General features: G+C 59.9%; 14 protein-coding genes. 5 read left to right on the plus strand and 9 right to left on the minus strand.

All coding sequences use genetic code 11. The features are described from left to right. Positions 1 to 3 precede the first annotated feature (3 nt). Positions 4 to 1293, minus strand: a complete 1290-nt coding sequence (locus J3P81_RS11890; RefSeq protein WP_434563932.1) for a glycosyltransferase — start codon at positions 1291 to 1293, stop codon at positions 4 to 6. Between the two features lie 76 nt (positions 1294 to 1369). Then, positions 1370 to 1741 carry a response regulator gene (locus J3P81_RS11895; protein ID WP_420766865.1) on the minus strand — a complete coding sequence of 124 codons (372 nt, stop codon included), beginning with the start codon at positions 1739 to 1741 and terminating at the stop codon, positions 1370 to 1372. Positions 1742 to 1998: 257 nt separating this feature from the next. On the opposite strand from J3P81_RS11895, the gene J3P81_RS11900 reads away from it, so the two are divergent. Genes J3P81_RS11900 through J3P81_RS11920 form a run of 5 tightly spaced genes read left to right on the plus strand, consistent with a single transcriptional unit; the run spans position 1999 to position 8519 of the window. Continuing rightward, the gene (locus J3P81_RS11900) at positions 1999 to 5478 is read left to right on the plus strand and encodes a response regulator (RefSeq protein ID WP_434563934.1); all 3480 of its coding nucleotides are present in this window, start codon (positions 1999 to 2001) and stop codon (positions 5476 to 5478) included. Beyond that, positions 5478 to 6293, plus strand: a complete 816-nt coding sequence (locus tag J3P81_RS11905) for a CheR family methyltransferase (protein WP_420766867.1) — start codon at positions 5478 to 5480, stop codon at positions 6291 to 6293. Before J3P81_RS11900 ends, J3P81_RS11905 begins: the two co-directional genes overlap by 1 nt. Next, positions 6290 to 6883 carry a chemotaxis protein CheB gene (locus tag J3P81_RS11910; protein WP_434563936.1) on the plus strand — a complete coding sequence of 198 codons (594 nt, stop codon included), beginning with the start codon at positions 6290 to 6292 and terminating at the stop codon, positions 6881 to 6883. The genes J3P81_RS11905 and J3P81_RS11910 overlap by 4 nt, the downstream gene beginning before the upstream one ends. Next, entirely contained in the window at positions 6884 to 8149 is a 1266-nt protein-coding gene (locus tag J3P81_RS11915) for a hybrid sensor histidine kinase/response regulator (protein ID WP_434563938.1), read from the plus strand. Beyond that, positions 8142 to 8519: a response regulator gene (locus J3P81_RS11920; RefSeq protein ID WP_434563940.1), complete on the plus strand. Its 378-nt coding sequence runs from the start codon at positions 8142 to 8144 to the stop codon at positions 8517 to 8519. The genes J3P81_RS11915 and J3P81_RS11920 overlap by 8 nt, the downstream gene beginning before the upstream one ends. A gap of 14 nt (positions 8520 to 8533) precedes the next feature. On the opposite strand, the gene J3P81_RS11925 is transcribed toward J3P81_RS11920, so the two are convergent. From J3P81_RS11925 to mexE, 7 genes are all read right to left on the minus strand, one after another. Next, positions 8534 to 9424, minus strand: a complete 891-nt coding sequence (locus J3P81_RS11925; protein WP_434563942.1) for a halovibrin HvnA — start codon at positions 9422 to 9424, stop codon at positions 8534 to 8536. A gap of 147 nt (positions 9425 to 9571) precedes the next feature. Continuing rightward, positions 9572 to 11242, minus strand: coding sequence for a response regulator (locus tag J3P81_RS11930; RefSeq protein WP_434563944.1), 1671 nt, complete (start codon positions 11240 to 11242; stop codon positions 9572 to 9574). Further along, positions 11239 to 12741, minus strand: a complete 1503-nt coding sequence (locus J3P81_RS11935) for an ATPase domain-containing protein (RefSeq protein WP_434563946.1) — start codon at positions 12739 to 12741, stop codon at positions 11239 to 11241. Before J3P81_RS11935 ends, J3P81_RS11930 begins: the two co-directional genes overlap by 4 nt. Before the next feature lie 152 nt (positions 12742 to 12893). Beyond that, entirely contained in the window at positions 12894 to 13949 is a 1056-nt protein-coding gene (locus J3P81_RS11940) for a tetratricopeptide repeat protein (RefSeq protein WP_434563948.1), read from the minus strand. A 213-nt stretch (positions 13950 to 14162) separates the two neighbouring features. Further along, complete coding sequence (locus J3P81_RS11945; RefSeq protein ID WP_420766873.1) at positions 14163 to 15587, minus strand: efflux transporter outer membrane subunit; 1425 nt, start codon at positions 15585 to 15587, stop codon at positions 14163 to 14165. Beyond that, positions 15584 to 18763 (minus strand): efflux RND transporter permease subunit, encoded by a 3180-nt coding sequence (locus J3P81_RS11950; protein WP_420766874.1) that lies wholly within the window; start codon positions 18761 to 18763, stop codon positions 15584 to 15586. Before J3P81_RS11950 ends, J3P81_RS11945 begins: the two co-directional genes overlap by 4 nt. Positions 18764 to 18778: 15 nt before the next feature. Then, on the minus strand, positions 18779 to 20032 hold the full coding sequence (mexE, locus tag J3P81_RS11955) for a multidrug efflux RND transporter periplasmic adaptor subunit MexE (protein ID WP_420766875.1): 1254 nt from the start codon (positions 20030 to 20032) through the stop codon (positions 18779 to 18781). Positions 20033 to 20209 lie beyond the last annotated feature (177 nt).

Here is a 20209-nt window from a genome sequence, read left to right on the forward strand (position 1 = left end):
GAGTCAGCTGTTGCGGTTCTTTTCCTCGATCCATTGGGACATGTACTGGGTGCTCTTGTGCTGGTGGTGGCGCAGCATGCTGCCGGTGAAATTGTCCCGACGGCGCCGCGCAAGGTCGACGCGGCAGGCATTGATACTGTCAATCAAGGCAGGGCCGTGGACCTGCCTGCGAAAACGTTCCGCGAGCAAGGCCAACCCGGCCCCCTGGGCATGGGTCCAGCGCGCCTGGTCGGTATACAGCTGTACGCCGGCTTCGGCGATGGCCTCGGCGCTTTGCGCGATCACTCCGGGCCAGGGCATGCCGCCGTGCATGGCTTCGGCACCTATGGGCGTGGTGATACTGGGCGTGCCGCATAGCATGGCTTCGATCAGCTTGCCCTTGATGCCGGCGCCGAAACGCAGCGGCGCCAGGCAGATACGTGCCGCGGACATGACCTGCAAGGCGTCCTCGGCCCAGTTCATGATATGAAACCCTTGGGCTGGATTATGCAGTGCCGCTGCCTTGGGCGGGGTGTAGGCCCCGTAGAGATGCAGCTGCGCACCCGGCAATCGTTGGCGAATCAGTGGCCATATAGCGTTTTTCATCCAGAGCACGGCGTCCCAGTTCGGTGCGTGGCGGAAATTGCCGATGCTGAGAAAATGCGCTCGGTCTTCGAAGGGCACGAACGGCTCGGTCGGCAAGTCCAGCATCAACGGGCACCAGAGCAACAGCTCGCGGGGCACCTTGAAGTGTTCCACCAGCAGCTCGATCTCGAACTCAGATACCATCAGGTTCAGGTCGCAACGCAAGAGGGCTGCAATTTCCCGCCTTGCCATGTCAGTGTCCGCCATCAGCTCGAATTCCTCGCGCAAGGCCGGGGCGAACAGGTCGCTGAAGTCCTGGGAGGACTCATCGGACTTCAAGCGGTCTTTCAGTCGCTGATGCCGTGCATGACGCAGGCTTTGCAGATCCGAGGTTTCGAGCACGCGCAGGGCGTCGGGGCAGTGCTTTTCGACCCGCCAGCCAAACTGCTCTTCCATCATGAATTGGTCGAACAGGACGATATCCGGCGCCAGCTCACTGATAAACACATCAAAACTGCTGCTATTGAGCTCGATCGGTACTTCCCGGATGCCCAGGCCAATCAGGTCGGCGCGGTTCTCACCGGGTCTGGCGGGGCTGCTGAAGGTGATGTCCCAGCCTTGTTCGAGAAAGGCTTCGAGCAGTTGCATGACATGCCCGCCGGCCGCCGATGAGCGTGGCTCGGGCCAGACGTAGCCGATAACCAGGACTTTGGTGGTGGGGTGAGGCATGACGGGCAATCCTTGGAGCATTTTCAGGCGCAGTCGGCGCGCGGGGCGCCGATAGTGACCAACAATGCGTCCGCGCTCAAGAAAGAATCTTTTGGACCTTGTCGCGCAATTGATCGATGGAGAAGGGTTTGCCGATGACGCTCATGCCTTCTGGCACGTCGATGCTTTCGGCGTAGCCACTGGCGAACAGGATGGGGAGTCCGGGGCGCACTTCGCGTGCTTTTGTTGCCAACTCGCGACCGTCCATGGGCAGCATGCTGACATCCGTCATCATCAGGTCGATGGAACGGTCCTTCTCCTCCAGGAGCTTAAGCGCCTCTTCGCCACCTTCTGCCTCCAATACCTCGTATTCCAGTTCCTCCAGCACGTCGACAATCAACATGCGCACGATGTTGTCGTCTTCGACGACCAGGATGGTGGGAGGGGTGACAGGGGCAGGGACGGACATAATGGACTTCTCGGAAGGTGGAATCGTAAGGGCTTGGTAATAACCGGCCGTAATGCATGAGTAAGTCGAGAGGCGGCACAAGTTCCCGAAGCTGTACAAGAAAGGATCTATAGTACAAGAGCTGACAAGGATAGTCGCATCCTTACAACCGGGGTACAGCGCCTTGGATTTGCGACCTTGAATCGTCAGAAATGTGGATCCAGTCCGTATTTTTGGGCAAACTCCATGATTTTCAACTGCTCACCAAGGCCTTTTCCATGACTCCTTCGTCTTCGGTTGACGAACAAAGTTTTCGCAAGCTTCTGAGCCGTAACATCAGCCTCCCCTTGGGTATCGGTGCGCTCAGCGCGGTGTTTTTCATCGTGCTTATCACCTACCTTCTCTCGGTGATCCAATGGGTCGGGCACACCGACCGGGTGATCAATAACGCCAACGAAGCGCTGAAGCTGAGCGTTGACCTGGAAACAGGCATGCGCGGGTTCCTGCTGAGTGGCGACGAGCACTTCCTCGACCCCTATGAAGTGGCCAAGCCCCGGATTGCGGTGGCACTGGACACATTGTTGGAACTGACAGCCGATAATCCGGTACAGACCGACCGTTTGCGCCGGATTGAGGCACTCCAGGTGGAATGGGCCAATTACGCCCAAGGCATGATCGATCTTCATCGCAGCGGCGGGGACTATCGCGGTGCGCTCAAGGCCGGGCGCGGCAAGCGGTTGACCGACGAAATACGCAAGACCTTCGAGGATGTCGTCGAGACCGAGCAACAACTGCGCGCCGAACGTAACGAACAGGTGCGCACCACCACGGTCTGGAGCATCGCTCTGTATCTGCTGTTCGTCGCCGCAGTCAGTGGGCTGCTGGCCTATGTTGGCCGTCGGGATCTCCTGACACTGTCTGGCAACTACAGCGCCAGCCTGAAAGTCCAGCAGGAGAGTGCCTTGCACCTGGAGAAACAGGCCTGGTTGCGCAATGGCCAGACCCAGTTGGCGGAACAGGTCCTCGGTCAGTTGAGCTTGAATCTGCTGGGGCGCAACATCTTGCAGTTTTGTGCCCAGTACCTGGGCACCGTGGTCGCCGCCCTTTATGCACGGGAAGAAAACGGCACGCTACGGCGTATCGCCACCTATGGCATGTCCAAGGAGGATGACGAACTCCAGCAGGTCATCATCGATGGCGAGGGCATCGCCGGGCAGGCCGTGCGGCAGGGGCGTCTTATCCGGCTGGACGATGTGCCCCAGGATTATCTCAAGGTCAGCTCCGGGCTCGGCGAGGGACTGCCCAACTGCGTGCTGGTGGTGCCGACCCGTGACGATGACCGCATCAATGGTGTCGTTGAACTGGGCTTCCTGCGGCCGTTGACCGCGCGCGACATCGAGCTGCTGGAGCTGGTGGCCGGGAACATCGGCACGTCCATCGAAGCGGCCCGCTATCGTCAACGCTTGCAAGAAGTGCTGGCCGAAACCCAGCAGTTGAACGAAGAGTTGCAAGTGCAGCAGGAAGAGCTCAAGACCGCCAACGAAGAGCTGGAAGAACAGTCGCGCATCCTGAAGGAATCCCAGGCGCACCTGGAAGCCCAGCAACAGGAACTGGAGCAGACCAACGAACAACTGGCCGAGCAGCGCGACGCCATGGACCAGAAGAACAGCGAGCTGAACCTGGCCCAGATCCAATTGCAGGAACGCGCCGAAGAATTGCAGCGTTCGAGCAAGTACAAGTCCGAGTTCCTGGCCAACATGTCCCATGAGCTGCGCACGCCGCTCAACAGTTCGCTGATCCTGTCCAAATTGCTGGCGGAGAACCCTCACAATAACCTCAGCGATGAACAGGTGAAGTTTGCCGAGTCGATCTACTCCGCCGGAAATGACTTGCTGAACCTGATCAATGACATCCTCGACATCTCCAAGGTCGAGGCCGGCAAGCTGGAAGTGCGGCCGGAAAACACCAGCGTGGCGCGTTTGGTGGAAGGGCTCCAGGATACGTTCAAGCCGTTGACGGCTGAAAAGGGACTGGACTTCGAGGTGCAGTTGCTGCCGGACGCGCCGTCGATGCTGTACACCGACCGCCAGCGCCTCGAACAGATACTCAAGAACCTGCTGTCCAACGCGGTGAAGTTCACCGAACGGGGTTCGGTCCAGGTGTCCGTAACCGGCCAGCCGGGCTCGGGCATTGCCTTCATGGTGCGTGATTCGGGCATCGGCATCGCCGCCGATCAGCAACAGAGTATCTTCGAGGCGTTCCGCCAGGCCGATGGCACCACCAACCGCCGCTATGGCGGCACCGGGCTGGGGCTGTCGATCTCCCGAGACCTGGCGACCTTGCTGGGCGGTTCGATCTCGGTGACCAGCGAGCCAGGGCAGGGCAGTGTCTTTACGCTGGTCTTGCCGGAGCGTTACGTCGAGCCCGGGGAAAATCCGGTGAATCCAGTGACCTTTACCCCGACCGCAACCGTGCCTGCAACGACCCGTGCCCCGGCACCCGTGCCGCTGATTGCCGAGGTGGACGCACCCCTCCCGCAATTCGCCGACGACCGGGACAAGGCGCCGTTCGATTCCCGTTGCATCCTGGTCATCGAGGACGAACCCAAGTTTGCCCGCATCCTGTTCGACCTCGCCCATGAGCTGGGCTACCAGTGCCTGGTGGCCCATGGCGCCGACGAAGGCTTTGATCTGGCCCTGCAGTTGAGCCCCGATGCCATTCTGCTGGACATGCGCCTGCCGGACCACTCCGGGCTTACCGTTTTGCAACGCCTGAAGGAACAGGCCCAGACCCGCCACATCCCGGTGCACGTCATTTCCGTCGAAGACCGCGTCGAAGCGGCGATGCACATGGGCGCCATTGGTTACGCCGTCAAACCGACCACCCGGGAGGAGCTCAAGGACGTCTTCGCGCGACTGGAGGCCAAGCTGACCCAGAAGGTCAAACGTGTGCTGTTGGTTGAAGACGATGACTTGCAGCGCGACAGCATTACCCGTCTGATCGGCGACGACGACATCGAGATCACCGCCGTAGGCCTGGCGCAGCAAGCCCTGGACCTGCTGCGCAATAACGTCTACGACTGCATGATCATTGACCTCAAGCTGCCGGACATGCTGGGCAATGACTTGCTCAAGCGCATGTCCAGCGAAGAGATCTGTTCATTCCCGCCCGTGATCGTCTACACCGGGCGTAACCTGACGCGGGATGAGGAAGCGGAGCTGCGCAAATATTCACGCTCGATCATCATCAAGGGCGCCCGCTCGCCGGAACGCCTGTTGGACGAAGTCACTCTCTTTCTGCACAAAGTCGAATCCCGGTTGTCCCATGAACGACAGCGCATGCTCCAGACCGCCCGCAGCCGCGACAAGGTCTTCGAAGGCCGCAAGGTGCTGTTGGTGGACGACGATGTGCGCAATATCTTCGCTCTGACCAGCGCCCTGGAGGCCAAGGGGGCGATCGTGGTGATCGGGCGCAATGGGTATGAGGCGATTGATCGCTTGAATGAAGTGGAAGACATCGACCTGGTGCTGATGGATGTGATGATGCCCGAGATGGATGGCTTCGAAGCGACCACGCTGATCCGCAAGGACCCCCGCTGGCGCAAATTGCCGATTATCGCCGTGACCGCCAAGGCCATGAAGGATGATCAGGAGCGTTGCCTGGCGGCGGGCTCCAACGATTACCTGGCCAAGCCGATTGACCTGGATCGCCTGTTCTCACTGATTCGCGTGTGGTTGCCGAATATGGAAAGAATCTAGTGGAACGAAACACAGACATTGAGCTTCGTTTGTTGATCGAAGCGATCTACTTGAAGTACAGCTACGACTTTCGCGACTACTCCGGCGCTTCCATCAAGCGCCGGGTGCTGCATGCGTTGAACCAATTCGAATGCAAGACCATATCGGCCTTGCAGGAACGTGTGTTGCACGACCCTGGCGCATTCATGCAACTGCTGCAGTTGCTGACGATCCCTGTCAGTGAGATGTTTCGCGATCCTGCGCATTTCCTTGCCATCCGCGAGGAAGTGGTGCCGCTGCTCAAGACCTACCCGTCGATCAAGATCTGGATCGCCGGTTGCAGCACAGGGGAGGAGGTCTATTCAATGGCCATCCTGCTAAGAGAAGAGGGGTTGCTGGATCGTACGTTCATTTACGCCACGGACATCAACCCGCGCTCCCTGGAAAAAGCCAAGCAGGGCATCTTTTCCCTGGAAAATGTCCGGGCCTACACCCAGAATTACCAGCTCGCCGGCGGTAAGCGTTCGTTTGCCGACTACTATACGGCCGCCTACGATTACGCGATGTTCGACAAGACCTTGTGCAAGCATGTGACCTTTGCCGACCACAGCCTGGCAACCGATAGCGTATTTTCAGAAACCCAATTAGTTTCATGTCGTAACGTATTGATTTATTTCAATAAAAAGCTGCAAGATCGCGCTTTCGGGTTGTTTCATGAGTCCCTTTGCCACCGTGGGTTCCTGGTGTTGGGGAGCAAGGAGACGCTGGATTTTTCGGCGTTCAGTGCGCAGTTCGAACCGCTGGTCAAACAGGAACGGATCTATCGCAAGTTATGAATCCACTGACGGACAGATCCAGCCACTTGATCGAAGCAGTCGTCGTCGGCGCATCCGCCGGCGGCGTCGAAGCGTTGCTCAAGATTTTCAGCCACTTGCGCAAAGGCTTCAGCCTGCCTGTGCTGGTGGTGTTGCATTTGCCCGATGAGCGGGACAGTCAGTTAGCCCAGGTATTGCGTCATCGCCTGGCGATACCCGTTGAAGAAGCCCGCGACAAGCAAGACATCCTTCCGGGCACCTTGTACGTTGCAACCCCTGGTTATCACCTCTCGATCGAGGCCGACCGTAGCCTGTCGCTGAGCCTCGAAGAGCCGGTTCACCATTCGCGGCCGTCGATCGACGTGCTGTTCGAGTCAGCCGCCGATGTCTATGGCCCTCGTCTGCTGGCGGTGGTATTGACCGGCGCCAACAGCGATGGCGCCCTAGGCTTGGCCAGGGTCAAGGCGCTGGGCGGCATCACGGTCGTCCAGGACCCGAAGGAGGCGCAGGTTTGCACCATGCCTGAAGCGGCCCTTAGCTTGCACGAGCCTGACCATATCCTAACTTTGCAGGGCATCGGCCAATTGCTGGCCGGGCTGGAAATGAACTAAATGCCAAGAGATATTCAAGCCAAACTGCTGATCGTCGACGATCTGCCTGAGAATCTGTTGGCCCTGGAAGCGCTGATCCAGCGCGATGACCGCGGGGTGTTCAAGGCCTTGTCGGCGGACGAAGCGCTGTCGCTGCTTTTGCAACATGATTTTGCCTTGGCGATCATCGATGTGCAGATGCCGGGCATGAACGGTTTCGAACTGGCCGAGTTGATGCGCGGCACGGAAAAGACCCGCAGTATCCCGATCATCTTTGTCAGCGCGGCCGGCCGGGAGCGCAACTACGCGTTCACCGGCTACGAAAACGGCGCGGTGGACTTCCTGCACAAGCCGCTGGATACCCATGCGGTCAAAAGCAAGGTCAATGTGTTCGTCGAACTTTATCGCCAGCGAAAGGCGATGAAGGAGCAAGTGCTTGCCCTGGAGCAGAGCCGCCGGGAGCAAGAGCTGTTGCTAGAGCAATTGCAAGCCACTCGCGGCGAGCTGGAGCAGGCCGTGCGCATGCGCGATGACTTCATGTCGATCGTCGCCCACGAAGTCCGCACGCCACTCAACGGCCTGATCCTGGAAACGCAGTTGCGTAAAATGCACCTGGCGCGGGACAACGCCGCCGCCTTCACCCTGGATAAAGTGAAGGCGATGGTCGAGCGCGACGAACGCCAGATAAAGAGCTTGATCCGTTTGATCGAGGACATGCTGGACGTATCGCGGATCCGCACCGGCAAGTTGTCCATCCGTCCGACCCGTTTCAATCTGACGGCGCTGGTTCAAAACCTGCTGCACAACTTCCAACCACAGATCAGTGCCGCCGAATGCACCGTGACTTGTACCGCCGAACCTTCGGTGGAAGGGCATTGGGATGAGTTTCGTATCGAGCAGGTGGTTTCGAACCTGCTGACGAACGCGTTGCGCTATGGCTGCAAGAGCCCGATCGAGGTGCGCGTCTACCAGACGTCGGAGCATGCCTGTATCGAAGTCCAGGACCACGGGATCGGGATCAGCGAAGAGAACCAGAAGCGTATTTTCCAGCAATTCGAACGGGTGTCGTCAAAGGCCGCCGCCGCCGGCCTGGGCCTTGGGCTGTTCATTTCCGAGCAGATCGTCACCGCCCACGGCGGCATCATCACGGTCAACAGCCGCCTCAACGAAGGGGCGTTGTTTCGCGTTTGTCTGCCTTTTCAGAAAACTGGCGAACGGACGCAACCTCTGAGCGACCCCAGGGTCGTATCAGCAGCTATTGATTCAACAAAGGCTTCTCATGAGTGAAGATGCGCAAGACGTTGTATTGATCGTCGAGGATGACCCTTCGATCCTGATGGTGCTGTCGGCCTATCTTTCCGGGGAGGGGTATCGGGTGCTGCAGGCTGAAAACGGCGAGCAGGCGTTCGAGATCCTGGCGAGCAAGCCTCATCTGGACATGATGATTACCGACTTCCGTCTGCCCGGGGGTATTTCCGGGGTGCAGATCGCTGAGCCAGCGGTGAGGTTGCGTCCGGACCTGAAGGTTATTTTCATCAGTGGCTACGCCCAGGAAGTGCGCGAGACGGATAGCCCCATTACCCGCAAGGCGCCGATCCTGGACAAGCCGTTTGACTTGGATGTGTTGCAGAAAGTCATGCAAGAAATGTTGTCCTGACTTCAAACGCTTCACTAGTACCCAGTAAGACGCCACTGATCGCTGGCCGTGAAACTGAATACTGCATCGTCAGAAGGTATTGCCGGCAGTATCAGCTTGATAATCGGCCTAATCTCTCCTCCGGACTGATTCCAATAGTGATATTGCTCCTGCTGGGCGTTTGCCTTCCCGCCTTCCGTATAGAAAAAAGCCTCGATGGGAAGCGAAACGGGATTGTCATACTGTGGCCACGTTTCGAGAACGAGCTCGATATAAGCGTAGCTTCCCTCGAAAAACCCGGCGAGGTTATGAGCACGGATGGTCTGAGCAAAAGACTTCGCGTTCGCATTGTTCGTTCGGTCATCGACGTCAAAACCGCACCGCGCACTATGGGTATTCTGGTTCTGTACCCATTGCTCTGCGGTGGTGATGCCCAATGTCTCGCAACGTTGGCTTTGATGGCGTTGGGTTGCATTCGGGAAAGGGTAAGCGCCACAGCCGGATTTGTCCCGGTTGTTGGTTGCTCCGTCCATAGGGAAGGCGCATAGGACTTGCACGTGGAAACTAGCGGGATCCCTGATCAAGTCTGGATAAAAAATGAAACCGCTGTTTTGCCCATAAACCAACCCTTGGAATTTCACATCCTTCCTCAGGTAGGAAAACGAAACCCCACCGCTACGTTGCGAGTATGGGCTTGGATTCCAAGTGAAGTAATTGGGTCCGCCTTTTGTCGAGCGCAGCATTATACCGGTACAAAGAAAACTCGGCCTTAAAGCGGTGCCGCAGTCAACCCGAAGATCGCGGTATCGTCGATTCAGATCGGCCGCCACTGCGTCACCCGAACGGCGCCAATCCAATGCGAAAGCATGCTCTACGGCACTCCCTGTCAACGTGAGCAACAGTACCCATATGCCAAACTTTTTCATGATCCACCTCTAACGCATTATCAATACCCCGGACGGGTCGCCCAGGGTTCTGCGTTAAAAATTCAATCAGGAAAAAGTCGTACGGATAACTGACAACTCCTACAGCTATCTATTGGCGTGATCGGCATTTAAGATATTCGGCGTCTTCTAAACCTTGATCATCTCCCGCACCTTCGCCGTCAACAAATCAAAGGTAAACGGCTTGGTGATCATTTGCATGCCCGGGTCAAGAAAACCACCGCGCACCGCCGCGTGTTCAGCGTAGCCAGTGATGAACAATACCTTGAGGTCAGGGCGGATCTGGCGGCCTATTTCGGCCAGTTGTCTTCCGTTCATGCCGGGCAGCCCCACGTCGCTGATCAGCAGGTCGATGCGCTGGTTCGATTGCAGGATCGGCACCGCGCCGTTGGCGTCGCCGGCCTCGACGAAGGCGTAGCCCAATTCGCTGAGCACCGCGCTGACCAGGACCCGCACCGCTGGGTCGTCTTCAACGATCAATACGGTTTCGCCATCTTGCGCATAAGGCGCCTGTGGGACGACGACTTGCGGTTCGTGCATTTCTTCGCCGATGAAGCGCGGCAGGTAGAGATTCACGGTGGTGCCGTTGCCGACCTCGCTGTCGATGGTCACGTGTCCGCGTGACTGCTTGCTGAACCCATAGATCATCGAAAGCCCAAGGCCCGTGCCCTGGCCGATGGGCTTGGTGGTGAAGAAGGGGTCGAACGCGCGATGCATCACCGCTTCGGGCATGCCGCAACCGGTGTCCTGAACGCTCAACACCACATAGTCGCCGGGCTCGAGGTTGCTGTAGGCATCGGTAAAACCGGTGTCCAGGTATTTATTGAAGGTCTGCACCACCAGCTTGCCGCCGCCGGGCATGGCATCGCGGGCGTTGAGGACCAGGTTGAGCAGGGCGCTTTCCAGTTGGTTGGGGTCGGCTTCGGCGATCCATAGGTGTTCGTCGAGGCGCATTTCCAGGGCGATGCTTTCGTTGAGGCTGCGCTGAAGCAGTTCGCCCATTGACAGCACCAGGGTATTCATCTGCACGGCCTTGGAATCCAGCGACTGGCGGCGGGAGAAGGCCAGCAGCCGGTGGGTCAGGCCCGCGGCGCGATTAGCCGAGGTCACGCCCAGGTCGATCAGGCTGTCGAGATCTTCGGTGCGGCCTCGCGCCAGGCGTCGACGCAGCAGCTCGAGGCTGCCGATGATGCCGGTGAGCATGTTGTTGAAGTCGTGGGCGATGCCGCCGGTGAGCTGGCCGACCGCTTCCATTTTCTGCGATTGGCGCAGGGCTTCCTCGTTGTGACGCAGTTGGGCGGTACGCTCCTCGACTTGCTGTTCCAGCGTTTCCAAGGTGTTCTGTAGGCGTTGTTCGCTGGTGCTCAGGTCGATCAGGCGGTCCCGGGCTTCGTATTGCCTTCGGCGGCCGCGCAGGGCGGTGGTCACCAGGCTGACGAGCGTCACCGGGTGGAACGGCCGCTCCAGGAAGGTCACATTGCCCAGTTGTGTGCCGATACGTGCGACTGGGTTGTGCTCCGGCCCCCCGTGGTGCGTCAGCAGGACGATGGGCAGGTCGGACCATGCCGGTTGCTGCTCGATGTATTGGAGCAGGTTCTCCAGGTCGGGCCCTACCAGCGCTTCCGAGGAAATCACCAGCAGGCCCGCCCCGTGTTCCAACTCTTCACACAAATGACCCAGATGACTGCATACAAGGCCATTAAAGCCGGCCTCGTTGAGAATCATCAGGGCAATCTGGCTGTCCCGTCCCAGGGGCGCGAGAATCAGCGCCCGCTCGGACAGTGGCTCGCCCGACGTCACTGGGGATCATCCTCAAGCAACGGGTGTCCCGCTCCCATATAGGTTGGCACTCCGCGCAATACGCCTTGGAACGCTTCCAGCGGTTCACCGATGGTCATGCCCTGCTTGTTGATGCGGTATTCGCGGATGGTGGATTCATGGCTGCCGGTGCGTTTCTTGATGATGGAAATGGCCCGGCGAACCTTGCCCAGCGCCTCGAAATAACGCAATAAGATGACGGTGTCGGCCAGGTAGGTGATGTCCACCGGCGCTTGCATGTCCCCCACCAGGCCGTGTTGGGCGACGGTCATGAACGTCGCCGCGCCTTTGCGGTTGAGGTAGAGCAACAGCTCGTGCATGTGCAGAACCAAGGCGTTTTCTTCGGGCATGGCGGCCTGATAGCCATTGATGCTGTCGATGACCACGGTCTTGATGTCGCCTTCGTTGACGCAACGGCGTACCCGGTGGGAAAACTCGCCGGGCGAAAGCTCGGCCGCATCGACCTGTTCGATCAGCAGATTCCCGGTATTTTGCAGTTCCAGCAGGTCGATGCCGATGTGCTTCATGCGCTCGAACAGCAGCCCCAGCTCTTCATCGAAAATGAACAGTGCGGCTTTTTCGCCGCGATGCACCGCTGCCGCCGCGAAAATCAAGGAAATCAAGGATTTGCCGGTACCCGCCGGGCCAAGAATCAGCGTGCTGGAGCCGGTCTCGATGCCGCCCCCCAGCAGGGCGTCCATTTCCTTGATGCCACTGGACAGTTGCTGGCGCACGTACTGGCCACGGTGTTCGGCGGCCACCAGGCGAGGGAATACATGCACGCCATCGCCCATGATGGTGAAGTCGTGGTAGCCGCCACGGTATTTCTGCCCACGGTACTTGACCACCCGCAGCCGACGCCGCTCGGCACCGTAGCTGGGGGTCAGTTCTTCAAGGCGGATAACGCCGTGGGCGACACTGTGTACGGTCTTGTCCAGGGACTCGGTGGTCAGGTCATCCAAGAGCACTACCGTAGCGTCGTATCGCACGAAATAGTGCTTGATCGCCAGGATCTGCCGGCGATAGCGCAGGGAACTCTGCGCCAGGAGGCGGATCTCCGAGAGACTGTCCAGCACGACGCGGGTCGGCTTGACGCGCTCGACCACTTCGAAGATCTGCCGGGTCGCTTCGCCCAGCTCCAGGTCCGAGGAATACAGCAGGCTTTGCTGGTGCTCGGCATTGAGCAGGCTCTCGGGCGGGGTCAATTCGAAGATATGGATGTTTTCATCCAGGGTCCAGCCATGGGAGGCTGCGCCCTGGCGCAGTTCACGCTCGGTTTCCGATAGCGTGATGTACAACGAGCACTCGCCGGCCTTTGCGCCGGCTAGCAGGAAGTGCAACGCGACCGTGGTTTTGCCAGTGCCCGGTTCTCCCTCCAGGAGGAACACATGGCCTCGGGACAAACCACCGGAAAGGACGTCGTCCAGCCCTTCGATACCGGTGGCGGCTTTTGCGCTGATCAACTCGTTAGATGTAATCAAAAATAACCCTCTCATGACTAGGGAAGTAGGCAGCTGGCGGGTTAGCGCCTGAAATGAACTGCCTGAACACTTGACCTTCGGCAGTCATGGCGGTTCCGCTTCCTTTGACAAAACGCGTACTGTTGCACAACTTTCGGTATACGCCTATTGCCCTATAAACCTTGTTGTATTGCCGGGTCGTCGGGGTTCAGTTGTTCCAGCTGGGCCAACAGCACCTGGACATGCTGCAACTGACCGGTCTCCTTCCAATAGTTGATCAGCAACACCCGGGCGTTGCGGTCGGCGGGGTAGCGCTGGACGATTTCCTGCAACTGTTTCTGCGCCGCTTCCACTTCCTGCTCTTCATGCAGCGTAGTCGCCAGATCAAAACGGTATTGCCGGTTATCAGGCTCCAATTCCACCGCTTTCGCCAAGCCTAGCACCGCGTATTCACTCTGGCCGTGCTGCAACAGCCACATGCCCAGCGCATGTTGCAGATAAGCCGATGCCGGCTGCGCTTGCAACTGCCGAGCGAGCAACTGGCGGGCGGCTTCTCCCTGGCCTTGTTTATCCAGCACATCGACCTGCATGACCAGCGCCGGCAGGTTGTCGGGTTGCAGGCGCAGAAGATGCTCCAATGCCTGTTGGGCTTTTTCCAGTTCGGCGTCATGCCTGTACAGCCGGGCAAGCTGAAAGAGGGATTCGGGGGAGGGTGGGCTGTCGTTCAACGACTGCTTCCAGGTATCGACGGCGATCTGCATCGCACCGAAATACAGCCCAAGTTCATCGGGTGACAGCCCCAGCAATGCATTTACGGCGGCGAACCGGACATCCGGGTCGTTTTCATCCAGAAGCGGGCCGAGCAGCAGGCTGCGCTGGGCGTTCGGCACCAGCCCGACAATACTGCCGATCGCCGCGCGGCGGACCTGCGGCGATTCGCTGTGCAAATCCGCCTGCGCCAGTTTCAACGCTTGGGGGCTTGGATAGTTGGGCAGTTCGCCGTGCAGCCATACCCGGCGCTTGGGGGAGAGGTCCGGACGTCCCAGTTGCTGGTACAGCATCCGCGCTGCTCCTGGCTGTCCGTTGCGGGCGCTTTCCAACGCTTCGCTGTAACCACGCTTGATGGCCTCGGGAATCTGCGGTGTGGCATTGCGCAGCCATATCCCGACGAGACCGATTGCCAAGACAACCGCAAGCGTGAACAGCAGGTAGCGGCGAGACGAAGACATGCAGGTAATCCATAACCAGGAGCGTGAAATGCCGCAAGCTTCGGTCAGGTCCGCGTTTGAGTCAAACCTGTAATCGCGGTGAGGGACCCGCGGGTGCGAGCCTGCTCCCACAATGGATTCTGACATCCATAAAAAAGCCCCGCGTCCGAATGAGGCGCGGGGCAAACAATTGGTTGGTTGCGGCCAACCAAAGGAGCTCGGTTGGGAAGGGTGTCAGTTGCTGGCGACGGTTTCCGGTTGCCAGCCTCCGCCCAAGGCCTTGTAGATCGCGACGATGCCGCGATACAGGTCCACTTCGGCCTGGGCCTGGCTGTCTTCGGCCGCCAGGCGTTCACGCTGGGCGTCGAGCAACACGAGGAAATCCTCAGTGCCTTCGCGGTAGCGGATTTCGGCCAGGTCGGCGGCCGCGCGGCTCGATTCGCTCTGGCGGATCAGCGAGATGAGGCGCTGTTGGCGTTTGCCGTAATCACTGAAGGCATTTTCCGACTCTTCCAAGGCCAGCAACACTTGTTGCTCATAGTTCGCCAGTGCTCCATCGGCATCGGCGCTGGCGCCGCGCAAGCGAGCCCGCACGCTGCCCAGGTCAAAAGCAGCCCAGGTAATGCTCGGGCCCAGCGCCCAGGCGTTGGCGGCCGAGGAGCCGATCTGCGAACCACGTCCGGCGGTAAACCCGAGGAAACCGCTCAGGCTGACCCTGGGGAACAGGTCGGCCTTGGCCACGCCGATGCGCGCCGTGGCGGCTGCCAGTTGACGCTCCGCGCTGAGGATATCGGGACGGCGTTGCAACAATTGGCCTGGATCGCCAATCGGCAGGGCCTTGGCAATGGCTGGCAGCTGTTTAGGACTCAAGTCCACGCTCAGCTTGTCCGGGCGCTCGCCCAGCAATGTCGCGATGCGGTTGCGCTGACGCGCCTGTTCGGCCTGCAGTTGCGGCACGCTGGCTTCCACCGCGGCCAAACGGGCGTCGGCACGCACCACGTCGAGCTGATCGCCGACGCCGGCATCACGCAGGCTTTCGGTGATCTTGCGGGACGCCTGCTGGTTCTCCAGGTTGGCCAGGGCGATTTTCTCCCGAAGCTGCGCGCCACGCAGTTGGCCGTAGGCGTCCACCAGCTCGGCGATTATGGTCACCTGCAGTTGGTAGAGATCGGCTTCGACGGCCTGCTGGTCGGCATCGGTCGCTTCCAGGTTGCGCTGGATGCGTCCGAACAGGTCCAGCTCCCAGGCCATGTCCAGGCCCAGGTCATAACGCTCGGAGTTGACCCGATCGTCCGTCTGCCCCATCGGGTTCTGGCCTTTGCCCAGTTCGCTGCTGGCGCGGCTGGTGATGGTCGGCATGGCGTCATTGCTGGCGTCGTCGCGAATCGCCCGGGCAGCCCGCAGGCGGGCGAAGGCCACGCGCAATTCCCGGTTGCCTTCCAGAGAACGCGTCACCAGCGAGTTGAGGGTCGGATCGTCGAACTGCTGCCACCAGACGCCTTCGAAGCGGGCGCGGTCGAAGTTTTTCTGGCCGGCGGCGCCGTCGGTGGCGGTGGTGATATTCGCCGCCTCCGTTTGCGGTGCCTTGTAGTCCGGGCCTACGGCGCAGGCACTCAGTGCAAGCACCAGCAGGCTCGGCAGGAACGCTTTCAAACTCATTGTTGCGCCTCCAGTTTCAGGGCCCGGGCCGCTTTGCGGGCCTCGCTGCGCTCGACGAAATTACGGATCAGTACGTAGAACACCGGGGTGAGCAGCAGGCCGAAGAAGGTCACGCCGAGCATGCCCGAGAACACCGCCACACCCATGGCGTGACGCATTTCCGCACCGGCGCCGCTGGAGAACACCAGGGGAACCACGCCCATGATGAAGGCGAAGGAGGTCATCAGGATCGGCCGCAGACGCAGGCGGCACGCTTCCAGGACCGCCGCCAGCGGGCTCATGCCTTCGAGCTGTTTATCCTTGGCGAACTCGACGATCAGAATCGCGTTCTTACAGGCAAGTCCTACCAATACGATCAAGCCAATCTGGGTGAAGATGTTGTTGTCGCCACCGGACAGAATTACCCCGGTAATTGCCGACAGCAGCGTCATTGGTACGATCAGGATTACCGCCAATGGCAGGCTCCAACTTTCGTATTGCGCGGCGAGCACCAGGAACGCCAGCAATACGCAGAGCGGGAACACGAACAGCGCAGTGTTGCCCGAGAGGATCTGCTGGTACGTCAGGTCGGTCCACTCGTAGGTCATGCCATTGGGCAGTTCGTCATTGAGCAGTTTCTCGATGGCTTTCTCGGCCTGTCCGGAGCTGTAGCCAGGGGCGGCGGCGCCGTTGATTTCAGCGGTGATGAAGCCGTTGTAGTGCATCACGCGGTCAGGCCCCGAGGTGTCGCTGACCTTGATGAAGGTCGCCAGCGGGATCATCTCGCCACGGTTGTTGCGCACCTTCAGTTGGCCGATCTGGTCCGATTCGAGACGGAACTGCTGCTCGGCCTGGACATTGACCTGGTAGGTGCGGCCGAAACGGTTGAAGTCGTTGGCATACAGCGAACCCAGGTAGATCTGGAGGGTGTCGAAGATGTCGCTGACGGCCACGCCATGGGTCTTGGCTTTTTCACGGTCGATGGCGGCATCGACCTGGGGTACGTTCACGGTGTAGCTGGTGAACAATCCGGCCAGTTCCGGCACGTTGTGGCTCTTGGCGATGATGTTCATGGTTTCTTTGTACAGCTCGTCGTAGCCCAGGTTGCCCCGGTCTTCGATTTGTAGGCGGAAACCACCGATCGTGCCCAGGCCTTGCACCGGCGGCGGCGGGAAGATCGCCATGTAGGCTTCCTGGATTTCCGAGTACTGGCCGTTCAAGGCACCGGCGATGGCGCCGGCCGACATGCTCGGGTCCTTGCGCTCGTCGAAAGGCTTGAGGGTCACGAACACGATGCCGGCGTTCGGGCTGTTGGTGAAGCCGTTGATCGACAGGCCAGGGAAGGCCACGGCGCTTTCCACGCCAGGCTGCTTGAGGGCCAGGTCGGACATGCGCTTGATCACGTCTTCGGTGCGGTCCAGGCTCGCGGCGTCCGGCAGTTGGGCGAAGGCCACCAGGTATTGCTTGTCCTGGCCAGGCACGAAACCGGTCGGCGTGTTGGAGAAGCCGAAGAAGGTCAACACCATCAAGCCTGCGTAGACGATCAGGGCAATCCCGCTGCTGCGGATCACCCGAGCGACAGTACCCACGTAGCCATGGCTGGCACGTTCGAAGAAGCGGTTGAACGGACGGAACAGCCAGCCACCGAAGACCCGGTCCAGGAATCTGGAGAAACGGTCCTTGGGTGCGTCATGCCCCTTGAGCAAAACTGCGGCAAGGGCCGGCGACAGGGTCAACGAGTTGATCGCCGAGATCACCGTGGAGATCGCAATGGTCAGGGCGAACTGCTTATAGAACTGACCGGTCAGGCCGCTGATGAACGCCGCAGGAACGAAGACCGCGCAGAGCACCAGGGCGGTGGCGATGATCGGGCCGGTCACTTCGCCCATGGCGCGCTTTGTCGCCTCCACGGGGGTGAGGCCCAGTTCGATGTTCCGCTCGACGTTCTCCACCACCACGATGGCGTCGTCCACCACGATACCGATGGCCAACACCAGGCCGAACAGCGAAAGGGCGTTGAGGGAGAATCCGAACAGGTGCATGACCGCGAAGGTACCGATCAGCGAAACCGGTACGGCCACCAGTGGGATGATCGAGGCGCGCCAGGTCTGTAGGAACAGGATGACCACCAGCACCACGAGGATCAGCGCTTCGAACAGGGTATGCACCACCGCTTCGATGGAGCCACGGACGAAGATCGTCGGGTCATAGACAATGCTGTAGTCCATGCCGGCCGGGAAGCCTTTCTTCAGCTCGTCCATTTTCTCCCGCACATCGTTGGAGATCTGGATGGCATTGGAGCCAGGACGCTGGAAGATCGGGATTGCCACCGCCGGCTGATTGTCCAGCAGCGAGCGCAGGGCGTATTGGCTGGAGCCCAGCTCCACCCGAGCGATGTCCTTCAGGCGAGTGATTTCACCGTTGGCGCCGGAACGAATGATGATGTTCTCGAACTCTTCCTCATTGACCAGGCGGCCTTGGGTATTGATCGAGAGCTGGAAGGCCTGGGCATTCGGTGCCGGCGGCGCACCCAGGGCACCGGCAGCGACCTGGCGGTTCTGCTCACGAATCGCGGTCACCACGTCGGTGGCGGTCAGGTTGCGCGAAGCGGTCTTGTTCGGGTCCAGCCAGACCCGCAGGGAATAGTCACCCATGCCGAACAGCTGCACATCACCCACGCCACCCAGGCGCGCCAACTCGTCCTTGATGTTGAGCAAGGCGTAGTTGGACAGGTAGAGCATGTCGTAGCGTTTGTCCGGCGAGGTCAAGTGCACGACCATCGTCAGGTCGGGCGACGCCTTGTCCACCGTGATGCCGATGCGGGTCACTTCCTCCGGCAGCTTGGGCTCGGTGCGGGTGACACGGTTCTGCACCTGCACCTGCGCGTTATCCAGGTCGGTGCCCAGAGCGAAGGTGATGGTCAGGGTGATCTTGCCGTCGGCGGTGGATTGCGAGGACATGTACAGCATGTTCTCGACGCCGGTAATGGCTTGTTCCAGGGGCGCGGCCACGGTTTCGCCGATGACCTTGGGGTTGGCGCCCGGGAAGTTGGCGCGCACCACTACGGTAGGCGGCACGACTTCCGGATATTCGCTGATCGGCAGTTGGAACAGCGAGATAGCGCCGGCGATCAGAATCAGCAGCGAGAGCACCGCTGCGAAGATCGGCCGTGAAATGAAGAACTGGGAAAATTTCATCTTGAGTTCAGTCCCTTAACCGCGTGGGGACGCAGAGGCCAGTTTGCCTGCCGCTCCGGACGCTGCCTTGGAGGGCGCGACCTGGGGCAGATTGCTGGCTTCGAGCGCTTTGCGTTGTTGTGCCAGGGCGGCGAGGGTCTGCTCGCTGGCCATCGGCACGGTTTCAGGCGTAACCGGCGAACCCGGACGGGCCCGTTGCAGCCCCTTGACGATAATGGTGTCGTCCTTGCTCAGGCCGTTGCGCACGATGCGCAGGCCTTCGATCTTTGGCCCCAGCTCGACAGCGCGGTAGGCCGGCTTGTTCTCGCCATCCATCACCAGGACGAATTTCTTGCCTAGGTCGGTGCCTACGGCTTCGTCGTTGATCAGCACGGCGGAATAGGTGCCGCTGCCCACCAGCTTCAGTCGGGCATAAAGGCCTGGCGTGAAGGCGCCGTCTTTATTGTCGAACACCGCGCGACCACGGATCGTGCCGGTCTGTGGGTTGACCTGGTTGTCGACGAAGTTCATCTGGCCCAGGTGCGGATTGCCGTCTTCGTTGGACAGGCCCATGTAGACAGGCGTGGCTTGGCCGCGCTGGCCTTGGCGGGCAAGTTGGGTGTACTTGAGGAACACACGCTCGTCGGCGTCGAAGTAGGCGTAGACCTTGTCGGTGGACACCACACTGGTCAACGGCGTGACGTCGGCGGTCACCAGGTTGCCGGCGGTGATTTCCGCCCGGCTGACACGACCGTTGATGGGCGAGGTAACCCGGGTGAAGCTGAGGTTCAGCTTGGCCAGGTCCAGCTGCGCTTGAATACCTGCCACGGCGGCGCGGGCTTCCTGTGCAGCGGTCGTACGCGAATCCGCCAGTTCAGCGGAAATCGCATTGCTCAGACGCAGGCGCTCGCCACGTTGGGCCTCGTTCTCGCTGCGGGTCGCGGTGGCGCGGGCCTGGGCCAGTTGCGCTTCGAGACGACGCACTTCCGCCTGGAAGGGGCGGGGGTCGATCTGGAACAACAGGTCGCCTTTCTTGACCAGGGCGCCTTCGGTGAAAGCAACTTGATCGATCTGCCCCGAAACCCGCGGGCGTATCTCGACGGTTTCCGGCGCTTCGAGGCGCCCGGTGAATTCATCCCATTCGTTGACGGGCTGCTCCAGCACCTTGGCCACGCTGACTTTGGCCGCCGGCATCGAAGCTGCCGTATCGGGAGTCTTACCGCAAGCGCTGATCACCAGCACCGCCAACAGTGCGAGGGGAAAGCGCAATTTAGAAAGTGAATGTTCCATGGATAGCATCCGCCAAGTGTATTGAGATGGGCGGATGATGCGTGTCGAGGCGCAGAGGAACGAATCGAATGAAACAAAGGTAACTATCATCCGGAATGATATAAGTCATCGACGAGGCCTCTATCGCGGGGCTTTCGTTAGTTGGCTATCAATCCAGTTGATATCCCTTCAGGTGGT

The organism is Pseudomonas sp. R1-6 (assembly GCF_051132115.1).
Taxonomy (GTDB): Bacteria; Pseudomonadota; Gammaproteobacteria; order Pseudomonadales; family Pseudomonadaceae; genus Aquipseudomonas.

Bases quoted from the DNA above. Each gene is read 5' to 3' on its own strand.
- J3P81_RS11890 (WP_434563932.1), bottom strand. From the start codon at position 1,293: ATGCCTCACCCCACCACCAAAGTCCTGGTTATCGGCTACGTCTGGCCC.
- J3P81_RS11895 (WP_420766865.1), bottom strand. From the start codon at position 1,741: ATGTCCGTCCCTGCCCCTGTCACCCCTCCCACCATCCTGGTCGTCGAA.
- J3P81_RS11900 (WP_434563934.1), top strand. From the start codon at position 1,999: ATGACTCCTTCGTCTTCGGTTGACGAACAAAGTTTTCGCAAGCTTCTG.
- J3P81_RS11910 (WP_434563936.1), top strand. From the start codon at position 6,290: ATGAATCCACTGACGGACAGATCCAGCCACTTGATCGAAGCAGTCGTC.
- J3P81_RS11915 (WP_434563938.1), top strand. From the start codon at position 6,884: ATGCCAAGAGATATTCAAGCCAAACTGCTGATCGTCGACGATCTGCCT.
- J3P81_RS11920 (WP_434563940.1), top strand. From the start codon at position 8,142: ATGAGTGAAGATGCGCAAGACGTTGTATTGATCGTCGAGGATGACCCT.
- J3P81_RS11925 (WP_434563942.1), bottom strand. From the start codon at position 9,424: ATGAAAAAGTTTGGCATATGGGTACTGTTGCTCACGTTGACAGGGAGT.
- J3P81_RS11940 (WP_434563948.1), bottom strand. From the start codon at position 13,949: ATGTCTTCGTCTCGCCGCTACCTGCTGTTCACGCTTGCGGTTGTCTTG.
- J3P81_RS11945 (WP_420766873.1), bottom strand. From the start codon at position 15,587: ATGAGTTTGAAAGCGTTCCTGCCGAGCCTGCTGGTGCTTGCACTGAGT.
- J3P81_RS11950 (WP_420766874.1), bottom strand. From the start codon at position 18,763: ATGAAATTTTCCCAGTTCTTCATTTCACGGCCGATCTTCGCAGCGGTG.
- mexE (WP_420766875.1), bottom strand. From the start codon at position 20,032: ATGGAACATTCACTTTCTAAATTGCGCTTTCCCCTCGCACTGTTGGCG.